At 33.0% G+C, this 18894-nt stretch carries 13 protein-coding genes and 3 tRNA genes; 12 read left to right on the forward strand and 4 right to left on the reverse strand.

The window, feature by feature from the left end; translation table 11 throughout:
- Positions 1-596: 596 nt before the first annotated feature.
- The 10 genes from EHE19_RS07195 to EHE19_RS07240 all read left to right on the forward strand — a co-directional run bounded on the left by EHE19_RS07195 (position 597) and on the right by EHE19_RS07240 (position 13742).
- On the forward strand, positions 597-1481 hold the full coding sequence (locus tag EHE19_RS07195) for a carbohydrate ABC transporter permease (RefSeq protein WP_137696579.1): 885 nt from the start codon (positions 597-599) through the stop codon (positions 1479-1481).
- An 18-nt stretch (positions 1482-1499) separates the two neighbouring features.
- Positions 1500-2327, forward strand: coding sequence for a carbohydrate ABC transporter permease (locus tag EHE19_RS07200; protein ID WP_137696578.1), 828 nt, complete (start codon positions 1500-1502; stop codon positions 2325-2327).
- A 203-nt stretch (positions 2328-2530) separates the two neighbouring features.
- Positions 2531-4627: a glycoside hydrolase family 36 protein gene (locus EHE19_RS07205; RefSeq protein WP_137696577.1), complete on the forward strand. Its 2097-nt coding sequence runs from the start codon at positions 2531-2533 to the stop codon at positions 4625-4627.
- A 412-nt stretch (positions 4628-5039) separates the two neighbouring features.
- Positions 5040-7403 carry a glycoside hydrolase family 31 protein gene (locus tag EHE19_RS07210; RefSeq protein WP_137696576.1) on the forward strand — a complete coding sequence of 788 codons (2364 nt, stop codon included), beginning with the start codon at positions 5040-5042 and terminating at the stop codon, positions 7401-7403.
- Positions 7404-7548: 145 nt separating this feature from the next.
- Complete coding sequence (locus tag EHE19_RS07215) at positions 7549-7914, forward strand: hypothetical protein (protein WP_137696575.1); 366 nt, start codon at positions 7549-7551, stop codon at positions 7912-7914.
- Positions 7915-8327: 413 nt separating this feature from the next.
- Positions 8328-9719: an AmmeMemoRadiSam system protein A gene (amrA, locus tag EHE19_RS07220; RefSeq protein WP_137696574.1), complete on the forward strand. Its 1392-nt coding sequence runs from the start codon at positions 8328-8330 to the stop codon at positions 9717-9719.
- Between the two features lie 15 nt (positions 9720-9734).
- Positions 9735-10631 carry an AmmeMemoRadiSam system radical SAM enzyme gene (gene amrS / locus EHE19_RS07225; protein WP_137696573.1) on the forward strand — a complete coding sequence of 299 codons (897 nt, stop codon included), beginning with the start codon at positions 9735-9737 and terminating at the stop codon, positions 10629-10631.
- A gap of 437 nt (positions 10632-11068) precedes the next feature.
- Positions 11069-11488, forward strand: coding sequence for a large-conductance mechanosensitive channel protein MscL (gene mscL / locus EHE19_RS07230; RefSeq protein WP_137696572.1), 420 nt, complete (start codon positions 11069-11071; stop codon positions 11486-11488).
- Positions 11489-11716: 228 nt separating this feature from the next.
- Positions 11717-12532, forward strand: coding sequence for a ZIP family metal transporter (locus tag EHE19_RS07235; RefSeq protein WP_137696571.1), 816 nt, complete (start codon positions 11717-11719; stop codon positions 12530-12532).
- A 151-nt stretch (positions 12533-12683) separates the two neighbouring features.
- On the forward strand, positions 12684-13742 hold the full coding sequence (locus tag EHE19_RS07240; RefSeq protein WP_137696570.1) for an aldose epimerase family protein: 1059 nt from the start codon (positions 12684-12686) through the stop codon (positions 13740-13742).
- 120 nt (positions 13743-13862) lie between these two features.
- Here the strand turns inward: EHE19_RS07240 and EHE19_RS07245 are convergent, their stop codons facing one another.
- Positions 13863-14039 carry a zinc-ribbon domain-containing protein gene (locus EHE19_RS07245; protein ID WP_137696569.1) on the reverse strand — a complete coding sequence of 59 codons (177 nt, stop codon included), beginning with the start codon at positions 14037-14039 and terminating at the stop codon, positions 13863-13865.
- Between the two features lie 257 nt (positions 14040-14296).
- Between EHE19_RS07245 and EHE19_RS07250 the strand changes: the two genes are divergently transcribed.
- Positions 14297-14373, forward strand: a tRNA-His gene (locus EHE19_RS07250).
- A gap of 493 nt (positions 14374-14866) precedes the next feature.
- Positions 14867-15832 carry a DUF4349 domain-containing protein gene (locus tag EHE19_RS07255; protein WP_137696568.1) on the forward strand — a complete coding sequence of 322 codons (966 nt, stop codon included), beginning with the start codon at positions 14867-14869 and terminating at the stop codon, positions 15830-15832.
- A 529-nt stretch (positions 15833-16361) separates the two neighbouring features.
- Here EHE19_RS07255 and EHE19_RS07260 read toward each other — a convergent pair.
- From EHE19_RS07260 to EHE19_RS07270, 3 genes are all read right to left on the reverse strand, one after another.
- Positions 16362-16437: transfer RNA gene (locus EHE19_RS07260), tRNA-Lys, on the reverse strand.
- 7 nt (positions 16438-16444) lie between these two features.
- Positions 16445-16521: transfer RNA gene (locus EHE19_RS07265), tRNA-Gln, on the reverse strand.
- Between the two features lie 588 nt (positions 16522-17109).
- Entirely contained in the window at positions 17110-18723 is a 1614-nt protein-coding gene (locus EHE19_RS07270) for a peptide chain release factor 3 (RefSeq protein WP_137696567.1), read from the reverse strand.
- Positions 18724-18894 lie beyond the last annotated feature (171 nt).

The raw sequence follows: 18894 nt of genomic DNA on the forward strand, positions 1-18894 counted from the left end.
GTCTGCACAGCTTTCGGATGAAAAGTATAGTTAAGCTCAAGTTTACCAATGGATTGCTGGGTTAAAAATTAACTTATCTTATTATATTATTTACTTTTCATTTGAAAATGCTGCCACACCTGATTCTAATAAACTTTAGGATGTATATTTAACTGAGAAGTTCGAGTAATGTATTTTAGAATGCAATTTATCATTATAAATAAAATGTAATTTATATAGTACTTGAACTAAAAATAAATATAATGGGGTTGTTGCAAAACATATATCAACAGTTAACTGCTTAAATAGTACTTCCGTAATATATATTTATAGCTTGCTCACAAAATTGACGCTGAAATTATGGTGAAGGACAAGAACTTCCGCCGACTGTATGACCAAGTCGTCCTCTCTCGGGTCAATACTCACAGCTACCGACTCTCGCTGTGTCGGTTACGATACTTGTTCTTCACCTATTATTTTTAGCATAAATTTTTAACCGAACTTCGCAATTAGATATATATTGATACATAGTACTATTTCTTGCAATAATGCATAGTTACAGAAAATGTTGTTATTTCTTGTTTAGCAACAGCTCCTTTATTAATTAGGGTGATGATATGAATAAAAACTACAATAGTAAACTTGCAATTTTTATTTTTGCTTTTCCAACTTTGCTTCTATTTACAGCTTTTGTTGTGTATCCAATTATCCCGGAATTAATTATTAGTTTTCAAAATAATGATGGTTTCAAAAACATGGGATATGTAGGATTTGACAATTATCGAAGTGTTCTTACATCAGCCACCTTCTGGAAATCAAATGCTAATACATTAATAATAGTAGCAATTTCAACGTTTGTAGGGCTTCCTATTTCATTACTCCTTGCTTTATTAATGGATAGGCAAGTTGAAGGAATAAGAAGATTTTTTAAACTAAGCAGTGTATTTCCCGCAGTGCTTTCAGTTACTGTAATAGGTCAGATGTGGATAGCTATATATGAACCACAATGGGGAGTAATTAATAGTTTGTTACGCTCAATAGGATTAGACAATCTTGCATTAGAATGGCTATCTGATAAAAGAACAGTTGTAGTTGCAATTGCTATAGCCTTCCTGTGGCAGTACATAGGGCTGAATGCATTGCTTTTCTATACAGGTATAAAGTCTATACCCAAAACTTATTATGAAGCAGCTACTATAGACGGAGCATCCTTCCTAAAAACTAGTATAAAAATAACAATACCTCTTTTGCAGGATGTTACTAAGTATTTATTAGTATTATCAGTACTTGGATGTATGTCCCAGTTTGCACATGTAAGAATAATGACAGCAGGAGGGCCTGGCGATGCTTCAAGAACTGTTATTTATCAATTGTATTATACAGCTTTTTCAGCATCTGATTACGGACAGGGATGTGCAATTGCTATTTTATTTGTAATTGAATGTCTTATATTGACATTAATAATTAACAAATTTGTTGCAAGAGAAAAAATAGAATTTTAATGGGGGTGATGAATTAACATGAAGCAAAAAGTTATTAACAGTATAATTAAGATAACACTAGTTATTATAGGATTAACCTTTCTTTTTCCTCTATATTGGATGGTGAATCTATCCTTCAAATCAAAAAGTGAGGTATATGACAATCCATTTGGACTTCCGAAGGAATGGGTTTTTAGCAACTATGGTGATGCATTGGAAAAGTTTAACTTCCTTAGATACTTATCAAACAGTGTGATATATTCTATTGGTACTATTATTATTACAATCCTTTTAGGAAGTATGTTTGCATACTGTGTAAGCAGAATGAACTGGAGATTTAAAAATACTGCTTTGACATATGTTTCACTGGGATTGATTATACCAGTTCAGGTTGTAATTATCCCCCTTCTTATAATGGTTAAAAATATGGGACTTAAGGATACTCATTTGGGATTGATACTTCCGTATTCAGCTTTTGCATTATCCTCATGTATTTTAATGCTTTATGCATTTTTCAGAACTTTACCTAAGGAACTTGAAGAAGCAGCGTGCATTGATGGCTGCAATATATATCAAACATTTTTTAAGGTAATACTTCCTACAATTAAGCCTGCAATTGCTACACAATTTGCGCTTATATTTATGAATACATATAATGAGTTCTTTTTAGCATTTATTTTGGCTGCTAACGATAATATCAGACCATTGCCAGTAGGTTTGTTAAATTTCTTTGTAAGTATAGGTGTATCGCATTGGGGGCAGATTGGTGCTGCTATGGTTATAACAAGTATACCTACAGTTTTAGTGTATTTATTTGGGAATGAGCAAATAGAAAATGCTCTTACAGCAGGAGCAATTTTGAAATAGAGTTTAAGATAAGGCTGAGAGTAGTAATAAATAAAACAAAAGGAGGTGCCCAGTCCATGTCAATACAGTCATGTGATTTTACTTAGAAATGTGGGACATGGACATAAGGCTGAAAGAAATAAAAAATAAAACAAAAGGAGGTGCCCAGTCCATGTCAATACAGTCATGAGATTTTACTTAAGAATGTGGGACATGGACATAATATGCATAAAGTTTTATCAGAATACGTTTTATCAGATATGATAGTAAGATATTTAGTAAATGAAGATGGGAATGTAGGCTTTGAGACTATACCAGCTAGTCTGAAAGATAAAATAACTACCTCAAAGAAGTATAATATTGATCCGCTTGTGCAAATTTTTATCAGAGGAGATGACTTCTCAGGAGGGTTTGCAAATGGACACACTATGAGAAACGGTCAACAGGCCAACTCACTTCAATACCAATCTCAAAAAGTTGAAAACATAAAAGAATCACAAGTTATAACAACAATACTAAAAAGTAAAAGTGGTTATGTTGTAAAGCATATACTTACCTATCACAATGGGCTTAATGCCTTTGAGGTAAAGACGGTATTTGCCAATAAATCAGATAAAAATATTTGTTTGGAGATGCTTTCAAGTTTTTCTATTGGCGGGTTGACTCCTTTTATAGAAGGAGAAGCATCGGAAAGCATGAATATACATAGGATTAGGAGTTGCTGGAGTAATGAAGGCAGAGTTATAACGGAATCTGTTGAGGATTTGCAGCTTGAGCCATCTTGGTCAGGTCACGGTGTAAGAACAGAAAAGTTTGGCCAGATTGGTTCTATGCCTGTAAGAAAATTCTTCCCATTTTTAGCAGTGGAAGATACCGTTACAGGAGTAGTATGGGCGGCGCAGTTAGCCTGTGCTTCATCATGGCAGATGGAACTGTATAGAAAAGATGATTCCCTATGTATATCAGGTGGACTTGCAGACTATGATTTTGGACATTGGATGAAGGTAGTGGAACCTGAGACTGAATTTGAGACACCGACCGCATATATAACTGTGGGTATTGGAAATATAGACAATGTATCACAAAGATTGCTTTCAATTCAAAAAAACAATATTAATAAACTAAATAAATTTTACAGGCTGCCGGTTTTATTTAATGAATTCTGTACTACTTGGGGAAATCCTTCCCATGATAATATTAAAAAGATTGTTGATATTATAAAAGGAAAAGGAGTGGATTATTTTGTTATAGACTCAGGGTGGTTCGCAGACGAAAAATATGGTTGGGATGGTACACACGGGGATTGGATAGTAAGTTCAGAAGTTTTTCCCTATGGTCTGGAAGAGACTGTGAGGATAATTCGAGAGGCAGGGATGATTCCCGGAATTTGGTTTGAATTTGAAAACTGCGGCTATCTGTCAAAATCATATAAAAACGAAAAACACCTTCTAACTAGAAATGGAAATGTAATAACTTCAGGGCTCAGGAGATTTTGGGATATGACTGATCCTTGGGTTATTGATTACCTAAGTGAAAAAGTCATATCAATGCTTAAGAAATACGGCTTCAAGTATTTAAAGGTTGACTACAATGAAACAATTGGTATAGGTTGCGATGGATATGAGTCACTGGGAGAGGGGCTTAGACAAAGGATTCTTGCTTCACAGGAATTCTTCAGGCGGATAAGAAGGGAAATTCCTGACATAATCATAGAAAACTGTTCTTCGGGAGGTCATAGGCTTGAGCCATCTATGATGAAATTATGTGAAATGGCTTCTTTTTCTGATGCACATGAGTGTGATGAAATACCAATTATAGCTGCTAATCTCCATAGGGTTATAAATCCATGCCAATCACAGATATGGGCTGTCCTTCGTAAAAAAGACAGTAAAAGAAGAATAGTTTATTCTATTATTAATACTTTCCTTGGGGTAATGTGCCTATCAGGTGATGTTTATGATTTAGATGAAGAACAATGGAAGTTAATTGAAAGGGGAATTAGTTTTTACAATTCCATTTCAAATATTATATTAAATGGCACAACTTACTTCTTCGGTTCAAAGCTTAAAAGTTACAGAAATCCTAAGGGATGGATGGGTATTTTAAGAAAGTCTGAGGATGAAAGGGAAGCAATTGCTTTAATTTATACCTTCAACGGTGAATTCACCGATATGCTGGAAATACCTGTTGGCAGCAACTATGAAATTAACTATATCTACTGTGCAAACGAAAATGATGTTTTACTAACTAACGGAAAGCTTTTTGTAAAAATGAAGGAAGAGTTCGAAGCAGTTGCTGTACATTTGAAAATGATTAAATGAGAATTAATTTTTGCAAATTAATTAACCTGATGTGTTAGTTTAATTTGGCTCTCAACTTATGGATAATATGTTATGGCGATTACGGGCACGCCAGTACAACCTCAATCAATGTGACACAAGTAAAAGTGATTGCTGAAATTTATAGGTGAAAAACAAGTATTTTTGACGGCAAAGTGACAGGATGTCACCATGAAGCGGCATGGGATACTAGAATGGTCTAGCGACTGTTACGGTATGAAATACTTGTTGTGAACCGTACTGCTTCAATCAACCACTTTGTGTAATCTATTGATTGAAGTTATTATGGAAGTACCCGTATAAGCATAACAATTTTTTATATTAAAAGTTAATAATCTTAACTAGCACAGAGTGTTAATTATATACATAACAGCCTAATACGGGAGTGGAAAAGATGGATACTCAAAATAAATCTTCTTTATTTGTTAATATAATGCCATTGACTGAAAACATAATAAGAGTTGTATATACCAAAAGCAAAGAAAAACCTAGGAATAGTATTCTTATTGCGGAGGATTTCATACCAGAGAGGAATTTGAACACAGATAAGTATTTATCATTAGATGACTGCATTTTATTTAAAAACAAACAAGGAGAAGTAATTTTAAAGGAAATAGGACATAGCTTGACTGAAAAAGATGTTTTTACATATCATGCAGACGGCGAACCAGTCATAAAGAGCAAACACACAGCAAATGGTGAAGTAGCCTATATAGAAAATTTCATACATAAGTATTCAGGAACTGCATATGAGGGAAAACTTGTTTTTTCAATAACTGAAGAAGAGGGAATCTATGGTTTGGGTCAGCATGAAGCTGGAGTTTACAATTATAATGGAAAGAAGGAGTACTTATTTCAAGCAAATATGAAAATATCCATTCCATTTATGTTGTCATCCCGCAATTATGGAATACTAATAGATACTGAAAGTGCTGTGATTTTTGATAGTAAAAAAGGTGAAATAACATTCACAATTGATACTACCAATGAACTTTCTTACTATATAATTACTGGGGATAATTTTGATGAAATTATAAAATGGTTAAGAAGCTTGACAGGAAGAACACCAATGCTGCCAAGATGGGCTTATGGCTATATTCAATCTAAAGAACGATATAAATCCTCTGAAGATATTTTAAATACCGTAATACAATTTAGAAACTCTGGAATTCCAATAGATTGCATTGTACAGGATTGGCTTACTTGGGAAGAGGGCTTATGGGGAGATAAACATGCAGATAAAGAGAGATATCCGGATATTAATAGTCTTGTAAGTAAACTTCATGAAAATCATGTAAAACTTATGGTTTCTATTTGGCCTAATATGGCAGAGGGTGGAAGTAATCTCCGTGAGTTCAAGGAAAAAGGGCTTTTATTGCCAAATACAACTACATATGATGCATATAGTGAAGAGGCGAGAACTGCTTACTGGAAACAATGTGAGGAAGAATGGTTTTCAGCAGGGATAGATGCATGGTGGTGCGATAATGCTGAACCATTTTCCGATGTGGATTGGAATGGAGAGGAAAAAAGGCCGGAAGAACTGCGATATAAATTGATTGTAGACCAGTCTAAGAAGTGTATGGATTGGACACGTCTTAATTCATATGGTCTTTTACATTCAAAAGGTATTTACGAAAACTGGCGTAAAGTTAGAAATGAAAGTCGTGTTGTAAATCTTACACGCTCATCCTACATATCAGGGCAAAGATATGGCACAATTTCATGGTCAGGAGATATTAGCGCAAAATGGTCTGTCTTAAAAAAGCAGATTACAGAAGGAATTAAATTTTCAATGAGCGGTATGCCCTATTGGACTTTGGATATTGGGGCGTTTTTTACAGTTAAGGACAAATGGGAAAACAGAGGTTGTAATTGCAGCGAAAATACCAGCAAGCTATGGTTTTGGGACGGGGATTATAATGATGGTGTTGATGATTTGGGATATAGGGAGCTTTATGTAAGATGGCTTCAATTTGGTACGTTTTTACCTATGTTCCGCTCACATGGAACTGATACACCGAGGGAACCATGGAGATTTGGTAAACCAGGAGATATTTATTATGAAACAATACTTAAGTTTATAAATCTAAGATATCAGCTGCTTCCTTATATATATTCATTGGCAGCAGATGTTCACCAAAACCATTCAACAATTCTTCGCAGCTTAATGTTTGATTTTTCAGATGATGAAAATGTGAAAGAACTCAGTGACAGCTTTATGTTCGGCAAGGCATTTCTTGTTTGTCCGGTCACAGAGCCCATGTACTATGATGTAAATAGTGTACCGTTGTCAAATATTGAAAAAACAAAAATTTTATATTTACCTAAAGGTACTTGGTGGTTTGATTTTTGGACCAATACTATACATGAGGGGGGTCAGACCATTACATGCAAAGCAACATTGGATATGATGCCGCTTTTTGTTAGAGCAGGTTCTATTATACCAGTGTCTGAACAGCTTATGTATGCGGACGAGAAAAAGGGAGAAGTATCTGAAATCATTATTTACAGCGGGCAAGATGGAGAGTTTACCTTATATAATGATGAGGGGGACAATTATTCCTACGAAAATGGGAACTTTTCAGCTATTAATCTTATCTATAAGGATGAAGAAAAAACATTAACCTTCGGAAAGGCCTACGGTGAATTCCAATACCAGGAAAGATTTAGAATTAAATTAATTACAAGTAGGGAAATTCCAAAAACTATTGAGTTTATATACAAAGGAATAGAAGAAAAAATTTTATTAATATGAACGATGATTTTGTTAGTTGAATAAACAGTTCTAATATGATGATTTGTATAATATTTCCAATATTAAAGGGTACTGGTTATTAAATGAATAATAATAATCATATACTATTTCGTGTGGATTATTTATTTTAAGGAGGAGTCTAAAAATGGAAATTGAAGATTTTGTTTTAGATGACCATTATTATGAAACAGAGGCAGAAGGGGTTTTAGTTAAGATTCACAAGGATTCTATGAATCAAAATACGGTTGCCTACGCTAATAAAATATTGGATTTATATTTTTACAAGAAGCCAGAAATTATAGAATATATACTAAATTATTGTGTTCTAGATTTTTACGAAGGTAATTACAATAGGGATGAAATACTGGAAAGGCTAAAAGAAGCTGATATAGAGATTGTTAATGACAGATGGGGCTGCTTAAGCTGGAAAAAACATGATTTAGATGAACACATTATTCAGGTTGAATTTAATGACGAAATGCAATTATCTTATGTGAGTATAGAAAGCTAATTATCAATAACTACGTAACAAATATCTTCAATACATATATAAAAGCTCCTGTTTTCAGGAGCTTTGTTAATTTAGCGCTTGTTCTAATTATTTTATGAACCTTGCAGGTAAATTTATAGGACTTGCTAACTGATATTTCCATACTAAATTATCTAAATGGATTACTTCTAAGATTAAACATATTGACATTTATATCCAAAAGCTTAATAATTTTATTAAAATATTATAATATATGTTTATTGAGCAAAATATTTAATGACATTTAAGGCAAAATAAATTGTGTCTAGTTTTGTGATTTTTACAGTTGATTTGGATTAGATTTATTTTGACTTAGGGGGATTTAGCCCATAGGATTAACTATTATACGTAAAATATTTATAAGATAATTATAAAAAATGAAATGGGGTATAGATATGAAAGGGTATTACTTAATGCCGCACCCACCACTTATGGTACATGAGATTGGGAAAGGTGAAGAAGCGAAAATTCAAAAAACTATAGACAGCTGTAATGCTATAGGTGAAGAAATATCGCAATTAAACGTTGATACTATTATTATAATAACGCCTCATGGAACTATTTTTAGAGATGCCATTGCCATGATAGGCGAGGAAACCCTAGAAGGTAATTTAGGCAAATTTGGGGCAAGTAAAATATCTTTCAAATTAAAAATAGATACTTTGCTTACCAATGAAATTATCAAGGAGGCAGAGAAAGTTAATATTCCAACAGTTAAATTAAATAAACAAAATGAAAACGTATACAGAGTTAAACTTAAACTAGATCATGGAGCAGCTATACCTCTGTATCATATTAAGGATATAGATAAATATAAAATTGTGCATATTACTTATGGAATGTTAGCTCCGATAGAATTATATTACTTTGGAATGGCTATTGAACAGGCGTGTAAAAATACAAATACTCAAGCTGTATTAATAGCTTCGGGTGATCTTTCTCATAGGCTGACAGAGGATGGAGCATATCCATACAGTCCATATGGAAAGAAATTTGATTTACAGTTAATAGATATTCTTAGACAAGGGAGAATTAGTGATTTATTCAATATGGATCAGACTTTAATTAATGAAGCAGCAGAGTGTGGTCTGAGATCTATATATATTTTAGCAGGTGCTTTGGACGGCAAAGAGGCAAAGGCAGATATTTTGAGTTATGAAGGTCCTTTTGGAGTAGGATATGGAGTAGCAAAATTTAATTTTAAAGATGGGAAATCAATATATACTGATTTAAAGGAAATAGGGAAGTTAAAGCACTTAAGAAGATTAAAAGAAGGTAATGCATATACTAAGCTGGCTAGAAGAAATTTGGAAAACTATTTAAAAAATGGAAGGCCGTTATCTATTAATGATATAAAGGATGCAAAGCTTTTAAATAATAGAAAAGGTGTATTTGTTTCACTAAAAATTAAAGGAGAACTAAGGGGGTGCATAGGTACTATTGAAGCGGTTACACCGTCTATAGCAGAGGAAATAATGCATAATTCAATCTCCGCTGCATTTAATGATCCGAGATTCCCGCCACTAAGAGAAGATGAATTGTTTGAAATTGATATTTCTGTAGATTTGCTATATCCTGCTCAGAAGTGCAGTTTTAATGAATTAGACCCCAAAAATTACGGTGTAATTGTGACTAGTGGAAGGAAAAGGGGATTGCTTCTCCCAAACCTTGAAGGAGTAAATACAAAGGAAGAGCAGATTTCTATTGCTCTTCAAAAAGCCGGAATAAATCCAAATGAACCTTATGAAATTGAAAGATTTAAAGTAGAAAGATTTATCGAGGAATAATAGCGAGGTGCAAAGGTGAAAAAGGAAGCACTGTTTTATAGTATAGAAAATGAAAAAGTAAGATGCAGCCTTTGTCCTCATAATTGCCTTATTTCTGCAGGACATAGAGGAGTTTGCGGAGTCAGGGAGTGTGATGAAGAGGAAGGCAAATTGAAGCTATTTACTATTAATTATGGTGAAATAACTTCTATATCCTTAGATCCAATAACAAAAAAGCCACTGTATCATTTTCAACCCAATAGTAACATTTTATCAATTGGTACTTTTGGATGCAATTTTAAGTGCAGCTTTTGCCAGAATTATGCTATTTCACAGTATGAAGCAGAAAGCCGCTTTATTCCTGCTTTGGAAATGGCGCATATTGCATTGAATCAAAAAAATAACATAGGCTTGGCTTTTACTTATAATGAGCCTACTATTTGGTATGAGTATGTTTATGATGTGGCGAGAGAGATTAAGAAAAAGAATATTTATTGCAAGGTTGTACTTGTAACTAATGGGTATATAAATAATGAACCTTTGAATAAGCTGCTTCCTTACGTTGACGCTATAAATGTTGATTTAAAAGGTGATGATGAATTTTATAAAAGACTCTGCGCAGGAAGCTTAGAGCCTGTAAAAAATACTATTGAACTGGCTCATAGCAAGGGCTGTCATGTGGAGATAACAACCTTATTAATATCAGGAGAAAACAACAGCAATGAAACATTAAGCAAGCTTGTTGATTTTATTTCAACAGTAGACAGAGACATTGTTTTGCATATATCAAGGTATTTTCCTAATTATAAAATGGATAAAGAAAAAACAACTCTTATGGACTTAAAAAATGCATACAAGCTGTCAAAGGATAAACTCAACTTTGTTTATATTGGTAATGTAACTAAGGATGAAATGGCATATATTACTGATTAGTAGCTTAGCGTTCTCTGTTGATTATAGATGCTTAAAATATCTAATGTAAATTAATTATTCAACTTACTTTCCATGAAAATCTACAGTATCTACAGTTTAAGATTATTAATGGTTTGTTGACGATATAACTCGAAAGTATAGCAAGTAATTACTTGGTTCACTTTGGAGTCTCCAAAAACGCAAGCGTTTGATATATGTGAATATATAATCAATTTTGCAAAGCTTAAACTAAGTTGTAAAAAAGCTTAGTTGAATAATTAAACCTCTTAGTTTATACTTAACACAATAATGGTATAGCCTAATAAGAATTGCTTTAAAGATACAACCTTAATAAAAAATGTTTAGGATTCTATTATTGTTCTTTTTGTTGATTTTATATTGTTCATAGATGTTAGAAGAAAGACAAGTACTATAATTTTAGAAAGGATTATGCTAAAATGAAAAAATTTATATCTGAATTTAAAGAGTTTATCTCAAGAGGTAATGTCATTGATTTAGCTGTTGGTATTATTATTGGAAGTGCATTTACTTCCATTGTAAATTCATTAGTAAATCAAGTTATAATGCCTGCTATTGGTTTTATAATAGGCAAAATTGACTTTACTGGCCTCAAATTTCCATCTGATGCGGTAGAAGGTGAGGCAGCAATAATGTATGGTGCTTTTATTCAGCAGGTAATTAATTTCTTAATAATTGCATTTGTTGTATTCTGTATGGTCAAGATGATAAATAAGCTTAAAAGAATTAAAGCGCAAGAGATGAAGGAAAAGGCAGCAGAAACTCCTCCACCATCAGCTGAACTGCAAATGCTGACGGAAATACGAGATTTACTCAAGGAAAGCAATTCTGCTAAATAAGAGAAAACTTAATATAAGTTATGAAAAATGGCAAGGTGTACTTAACATACTATCCTTATTTTGTAGTGCATTTTTAAACAATATTTTATTGATTGATCCAGATAAAGCATCAATTTATAATTAGGTTTTCAGTTTTTATTGCTAGTTATTGAATTGATAGGTTTAAGTATCGGTAATTTATATTTTCGTAGGTTAGTTAATTATATAAACAGAATGGTGGTGTAATATATGGAATGGCTAAGTAATCAAAATCATGTTTTATTAGCTCTTTTGGCAACATTAACTACATGGGCGCTAACAGCACTTGGAGCATCTATGGTATTCTTTTTTAAGGAAATAAATCAGAGGATACTTAACACTATGCTGGGATTTGCAGCAGGGGTTATGATTGCTGCCAGCTTTTGGTCACTATTAGCGCCAGCTATAGATATGGCAGAGGACTCTTTTTTACCTGCATGGCTTGTTGCAGCAATAGGATTTGTGGGTGGAGCTGCATTTTTGGGATTGGCTGATAAGATTATCCCACATACCCATTTTAATTCTAAAGAAGGCGAAAATGAAGGTATATCCACAAAGCTTAGACGCAGCATACTATTAGTATTTTCAATTACGTTACATAACATCCCAGAAGGCTTGGCGGTTGGTGTAGCGTTTGGTGCCGTAGCAAATGGTATAAATGACATTTCTATTATGTCAGCAGTGGCTGTAGCCATTGGAATAGGTATACAGAACTTTCCAGAGGGTGCTGCTGTATCCATTCCTTTAAGGAGAGAGGGGCTTTCACGCAAAAAGAGCTTTTTTTATGGACAGGCTTCTGGTGTAGTAGAACCAATTGCAGGAGTTATAGGAGCACTTGCTGTTACTTTTATACGGCCTATATTGCCATATGCCCTTGCTTTTGCAGCAGGTGCAATGATTTTTGTTGTAGTTGAAGAACTTATTCCAGAGGCGCAGAGTGGAAATCACAAGAGTACGCATCTTGCTACTGCAGGGTGTATAATTGGATTTGCTGTTATGATGATATTAGATGTTGCATTAGGCTAGGATACACACTGCTCTTGTTAATGCTTAATTGTAACTTATTGATAATTTCATCAAAAAACGAAAAAAGCTGTTTAATTTACATAAGAATTAGTTTATTATTAGATTGTTAATAATATATAAATTAAATACAAATGTACAGGAGGATAAAGCTTTGAGTATTACAAAGAAATATTTTGGCACATTACCAGATGGTACAAACGTGGATATCATTACTTTGAAGAATTCTAAAAATATGTCTGTAGATATTATTAATTTTGGTGGAATTGTAGTTTCAATTGGTGTTCCTGATAAGAGTGGTAACATAGCTGATGTAGCATTGGGGTACACACAGTTGGATAAATATATCGATAACGATGGTTACATTGGTGCATTAGTAGGAAGGCACGCAAATAGAATTGAGGATGCAAGGTTTGAATTAAATGGTAAAGTTTATGAATTATTAAAAAACGATGGTGAAAATCATCTTCATGGAGGTGCGGTAGGTCTCCATAATGTTGTTTGGAATGCAGAAATATCAGAACAGAATGGAAATGAAAAATTAGTTCTTACACATACAAGTCCAGATGGTGAAGAAAATTACCCTGGAAAGTTAGATGTTACAGTTGAATACTCATTGTCAGAGAAAAATGAACTGAAAATAGATTATACTGCTGTTTCAGATAAAGATACTGTAGTTAATTTAACAAATCATGCATATTTCAATCTCGCTGGACATAATTCTGGAGATGCAACACAGCATCAGCTTTTTATAAATGCTGACTACTTTACTCCTGTAGATGATGAATGTATACCAATTGGAGAAATTAAAAGCGTTAAAGGAACTGTGATGGATTTCACAAAAATGAAGTGTATCGCTGATGATATAAATAGCACAGATGAGCAAATTGTAAATGGAAAAGGCTATGACCATAACTGGGTTCTTAACACAAAGGGAGATGTTAATAAATTAGCAGCTGAACTATATGACCCTAAAAGCGGAAGGGCTATGGAAGTGTATACTACAAAACCAGGAATTCAATTTTATTCGGGTAATCATTTAAGTGAAAAGTTAGTAGGTAAGGATGATGCGGTTTATAATTCGAGAACTGGACTTTGTCTTGAGACTCAGTATTTTCCTAATGCGATGAAACATAAGAACTTTCCATCACCTATTTTAAGAGCTGGTGAAAAGTATCATCACATAACAATATACAAGTTTACAAATAAATAATCAATTTTCGTAAATATAATTTTATTGTTACGATAAACAAAAACCCCTGAACTCTTACAGGGGCTTTTTGATGTCTGTCTGATTAATCAAAGCAACGTCAGTATATAATTGAGTTGCATATTATCTTTGACTGTATCCGCTATTGAAGTTTTTCTGTGAAGCCTTCTTAGCTTTTCTGCAATCAGGACATCTTGCAGGTTCATTTGTAAATCCTTTTTCAGCGTAAAACTGCTGTTCGCCAACAGTAAAGGTAAATGTTGCACTGCAATCTCTACAAGTAAGAGTTTTATCTTCCATGAGACTACCTCCTAAAATTTTGTTGCTGAGCATATAAAACCTTATACATTACGGGATGAAAAAGGAGATGATATCAGAATAAGAAATTATAAAGCTTAGCAATTTAATTATACTATCGAGAATTGTAAAAATCAAGAAATTTTGAAAAGCTTGGTATTAAAAAAAATAAAAAAAATAAAATTTCTATTGACAAAAATGATATTGTGCCGTAAAATATCAAATGTGCCTTGCGAGACAACATTTCAGAGGCGTATATGGTGGGTATAGTTCAGCTGGTTAGAGCGCCAGATTGTGGTTCTGGATGTCGTGGGTTCGAATCCCACTATCCACCCCAAAAAATAGTATAAACTTTTGTTTATACTATTTTTTTATGCAACAATAGCCCAAATAAATTCAATTCTAATCCAATATCTTTTTAATTTATATCTAACAATTTTACTAAAATTATGAAATATAAATGAAACATTTTTCTTTTTTTTGCGTCTATAGTTGTTATAATAGACTTAACATATTAACGATAATTGTTGGGATGAATCACAACATATAAACAAAGCTATTATACAACAATACCGAAATTTATGGAGTAGAGTATCGCCTCAAAAAGCATTTTGTGAAAAAATTGTACATTTATGAACTGGAAACCTCCAATATTAATGTAGCTACTGTAGTGATTGAGGAGTGATGATTGAAGTACATAAGTGAAAAACTACACAATATTAATTACATGACAAGTATTGTGTGAACAGAATGTTTCTTTGAGATGTAACAGCAATTGATTTTGCAAAATAGCATACCTAATTTATGTACACAGAGAGGAAGGATCGCTTATGGTTAGAAAATTATTAATATGGTCACTAATATTAGTTGTATCAATTTCAGCAGTTGGATGCGGTAATAAGTCCACTGAATCCGTTGCAGCTTATAATGAGCAATATTCATTAAGTGAACCAAATGGTGCAGTTGAAATTTATGATATGGAATCTACAGAATCAGTTTCAGAAACAAAATCAATAGCTGCAAAAGAAGACGAAAGTAGTCAAAGCTTAGCTAATATGACCAGTGGGCAGAAAATTATTTTTTCGGGGCAAGTAAATTTAGAAACTTTAGATTTCGAAAAAACTAAAACTGAGTTAAGCCAATACATAGAATCTATAGGTGGTTTTATTCAAAATTCATCAATTCGGGGCGGAAGATTAGGATATGCAGGTTTAAAAAGTGCAGAATATGTATTTAGAATCCCTAAGGCTAAATACAATCAGTCACTTATTGACTTAAAGAAATTCGGAACTGTAGTATTAGAAGAATCAAGTGGAGAAGATGTAACAGAACAATATTTTGATACCGAAGCACGATTAAAGTCATTAAAAATACGACAGGAACGTTTACATGCACTTCTTAGCAAGGCTGAAAAGATGGAGGATATATTAAAAATAGAAAAAGAACTCCAAGAAGTATTATATGCAATAGAAAATTACACAGGAACCCTCAGAAAATGGGACTCACTTATAGAATACTCAACATTGAAGGTTAATATATCTGAGGTTGAGCAAATAAAGCCAGAGACTCCTAAAGAAAAAGACGGATTCTTTGAAAGAGTAGCTTATAGCTTTAATAACAGTTTAATAGGTTTGGGAGAATTTTTACAGGATTTTGTAGTAGCATTAGCAGCTGCATTGCCAATACTTATACCTATAGGAGCAATTTGTTATTTAATATTTAAATTTATAAGAAAGATAAAACGTACATTGGAGAAAAAGGAAGTTAGTGAGAAAGAAGATAAAAAAGAGGAATAACAACTAGAGAGCCGATATGATATGTAATTTGTGTTGAATAGACGGTAAATATTATGCAAGCAGTAGTAATATATTACGAATAACTAAGGGCTGTTTCTATATGTATTAACCCATATATTGTTTCTAAGTATCAGTAAATATTATATGGATTAAGATTATTAGGAACAGCCTTTTTATTATTTAAGATTTCTGAAATTATAACATACAAAGTAACATCATTAAAAATATATATTATTCATATTTATTGTGAGCAGTTTTAGGAATGTTTTTTAGGATTGTATTGTTTTAAGCAAGCTTTACTAACCAACTAATTCATGCAATTATTTCTAATCCAACTTTCCATTGATAAGGTAAGCACCTACGATTTTTCAACTGGGGAAGTTGAATATATTAAGAAAAAACTGGAATCAAAAATATATATGAAGTAGAAATAGAAGCTGACAATATTAAGTTGCATAAAAAGGGGAAATATGTAAATTGATTTATTGTTATAAAATAAAAAAGCCTTTAATCAAAAGATTAAAGGTTTTGGTGACCCATCGCAGATTCGAACTGCGGACACCTTGATTAAAAGTCAAGTGCTCTGCCAACTGAGCTAATGGGTCAAATGGCTGGCTGGGATGGCTGGACTCGAACCAACGCAATGCCAGAATCAAAATCTGGTGCCTTACCGACTTGGCGACATCCCAACGTCAAGCGCAAGACCTATTATAAAGAGGTTTGCACTTTTTGTCAAGCAAAAAAACAAAAAAAATTAAATATTTTTTTAAAATTTTTTAAAAAGCAAGAAAACTTTCTGTATCCCCTTATAATTTCAAATTAAGATAAGGCTGTAAGCTTACTAATATCAGTAATTCTAGGCTCTTTTATATTATATTTAACACTTTGTATTAATTATTTTATGAACTTTTCAGATAAATATACTGGCTTTCTGGTACTTCTGTAAAAACTTATCTAAATGGTTAATCCAAATATATTTGTTGAATTAGTAGTGGCTCATAATAACTAATTATACAGCCTTACCACATTTAGCATCCATGCTTTATGCTTCGTTCTTTATTACTTCGTTGGTAGACATTAAGTATTCTTCGCCTATAAATTCAAGCAAAAATCTTTAACCAAGTAACCCATTTATATAAGTTGTACTCCTGTACCAGTAATAGCAATAAAAAGTTTACCTGCGAATTAAGTTTTATTATGTATTTTGTGAGAAAGTTGAGGTGATAAAAATAAAAGCAGGCATTTGCCTTATGCAAAATTAGCCTGCTAACATGATTTTATAATTTAAAGTCTTGAGTTGCTATGTCGATTAGCTCTAAACCTTTATTTCTTTCTTCAGTCATTCTGATTGACCATTCATTTTCAAATAGTATTGAGTTTCTGCCAAGCTTGTCTTCAACAATTATTGCTGTACTAGGAAGGTTAAGCTTTCGTGGATCCAAGCCTTCATTTTTAATCCATCTTGCATGTCTAAAAGGTAAGTTTTGAACTCTAAGCTGCACACCGTACTCATTTTTTAATCGGTATTCTAATACTTCAAACTGAAGTGCACCTACTACACCAACAATCAATGCTTCAATACCAATGTCAATTTGCTTGAATACCTGAATAGCTCCTTCTTCAGAGAGCTGATTAATACCCTTAATAAACTGCTTTCTCTTCATTGTATCAGCAGGAGTAATTCTTGAGAAAAATTCTGCAGGGAATATAGGAATACCTTTAAACTTAATATTGTCATTACCCTCAAATAAGGTATCTCCAATATTGAATATTCCAGGATCAAATAAACCAATGATATCACCAGCATAGGCTTCTTCAACAATAGTTCTTTCTTGTGCCATAAACTGCTGCGGTTGTGAAAGACGAACTTCCTTTCCTGCATTTACATGCTTTACTGACATTCCTTTTGTAAATTTACCGGAGCAAATCCTTAAAAAGGCAAGTCTATCTCTATGAGTTGGATTCATATTTGCCTGTATTTTGAAGATAAAACCAGAAAATTTGTCACTTTCGGGGTCAACATCACCTCCGATTGCCTCAACTACTCCTGGTGAAGGTGCAAGTTCTAGAAATTCCTCCAAAAATGGTTGTACTCCAAAATTAGTCATAGCACTTCCAAAAAACATAGGAGTAAGCTCTCCATTACGAACTTTCTTTTTGTCAAATTCGTCACCAGCCATATCCAATAGTTCAATATCTTCACATAACTTATCGTGATAATGACTTCCAAGCAAATCAGCAAATACGGGATCATCTACTTTTCCAACCTGAGATGAAACTTGGGTTTGTCCATGCTCACCACCGGTAAAAAGCTCAATTTGCTTTAATTTACGATTGTATACTCCTTTAAAATCTCCATCAATACCAATTGGCCAATTCATAGGATATGAACGAATACCAAGTACTCTTTCAATTTCTTCCATTAACTCAAAGGGGTCTTTACTTGCACGATCCATTTTGTTTACAAATGTGAAAATTGGAATACCTCTGAGTTTACATACATGGAAAAGCTTTATTGTCTGTGCCTCAATACCTTTTGCACCATCTATAAGCATAACAGCACTATCAGCGGCTACAAGAGTTCTATAGGTGTCTTCACTGAAGTCTTGATGGCCTGGTGTATCTAGTATATTGATGCAATAATTATTGTATTCAAATTGCATAACACTAGAGGTAACAGAAATTCCTCTTTGCTTTTCAATTTCCATCCAATCTGATACGGCGAATTTGTTTGCTTTTCTTGATTTTACAGAACCAGCCATTCTGATGGCTCCCCCATAAAGCAAAAGTTTTTCTGTTAATGTAGTTTTTCCTGCATCTGGGTGAGAAATAATAGCAAACGTTTTTCTTCGTGATACTTCTTTTTTAATTTCAGCTTTTAAATCTGGCATTTTATTTAACCTCTCCATCAACACTTTTTCCACGTTTCATTGTATATTATAGCCAAATTACTGTCAAATACAAATAAGAATAAACATTTGATTCATCAATCAAAACGAGAATATAATAAGTGAGATAAAATCTTACATTAATAAGAACAGATGCTGCTCTGGTTTTTAGGT

The sequence above is a fragment of the Ruminiclostridium herbifermentans genome, assembly GCF_005473905.2.
Taxonomy (GTDB): Bacteria; Bacillota; Clostridia; order Acetivibrionales; family DSM-1351; genus Ruminiclostridium; species Ruminiclostridium herbifermentans.

Bases quoted from the DNA above. Each gene is read 5' to 3' on its own strand.
- EHE19_RS07195 (WP_137696579.1), top strand. From the start codon at position 597: ATGAATAAAAACTACAATAGTAAACTTGCAATTTTTATTTTTGCTTTT.
- EHE19_RS07200 (WP_137696578.1), top strand. From the start codon at position 1,500: ATGAAGCAAAAAGTTATTAACAGTATAATTAAGATAACACTAGTTATT.
- EHE19_RS07205 (WP_137696577.1), top strand. From the start codon at position 2,531: ATGCATAAAGTTTTATCAGAATACGTTTTATCAGATATGATAGTAAGA.
- EHE19_RS07210 (WP_137696576.1), top strand. From the start codon at position 5,040: ATGGATACTCAAAATAAATCTTCTTTATTTGTTAATATAATGCCATTG.
- EHE19_RS07215 (WP_137696575.1), top strand. From the start codon at position 7,549: ATGGAAATTGAAGATTTTGTTTTAGATGACCATTATTATGAAACAGAG.
- amrA (WP_137696574.1), top strand. From the start codon at position 8,328: ATGAAAGGGTATTACTTAATGCCGCACCCACCACTTATGGTACATGAG.
- mscL (WP_137696572.1), top strand. From the start codon at position 11,069: ATGAAAAAATTTATATCTGAATTTAAAGAGTTTATCTCAAGAGGTAAT.
- EHE19_RS07235 (WP_137696571.1), top strand. From the start codon at position 11,717: ATGGAATGGCTAAGTAATCAAAATCATGTTTTATTAGCTCTTTTGGCA.
- EHE19_RS07245 (WP_137696569.1), bottom strand. From the start codon at position 14,039: ATGGAAGATAAAACTCTTACTTGTAGAGATTGCAGTGCAACATTTACC.
- EHE19_RS07255 (WP_137696568.1), top strand. From the start codon at position 14,867: ATGGTTAGAAAATTATTAATATGGTCACTAATATTAGTTGTATCAATT.
- EHE19_RS07270 (WP_137696567.1), bottom strand. From the start codon at position 18,723: ATGCCAGATTTAAAAGCTGAAATTAAAAAAGAAGTATCACGAAGAAAA.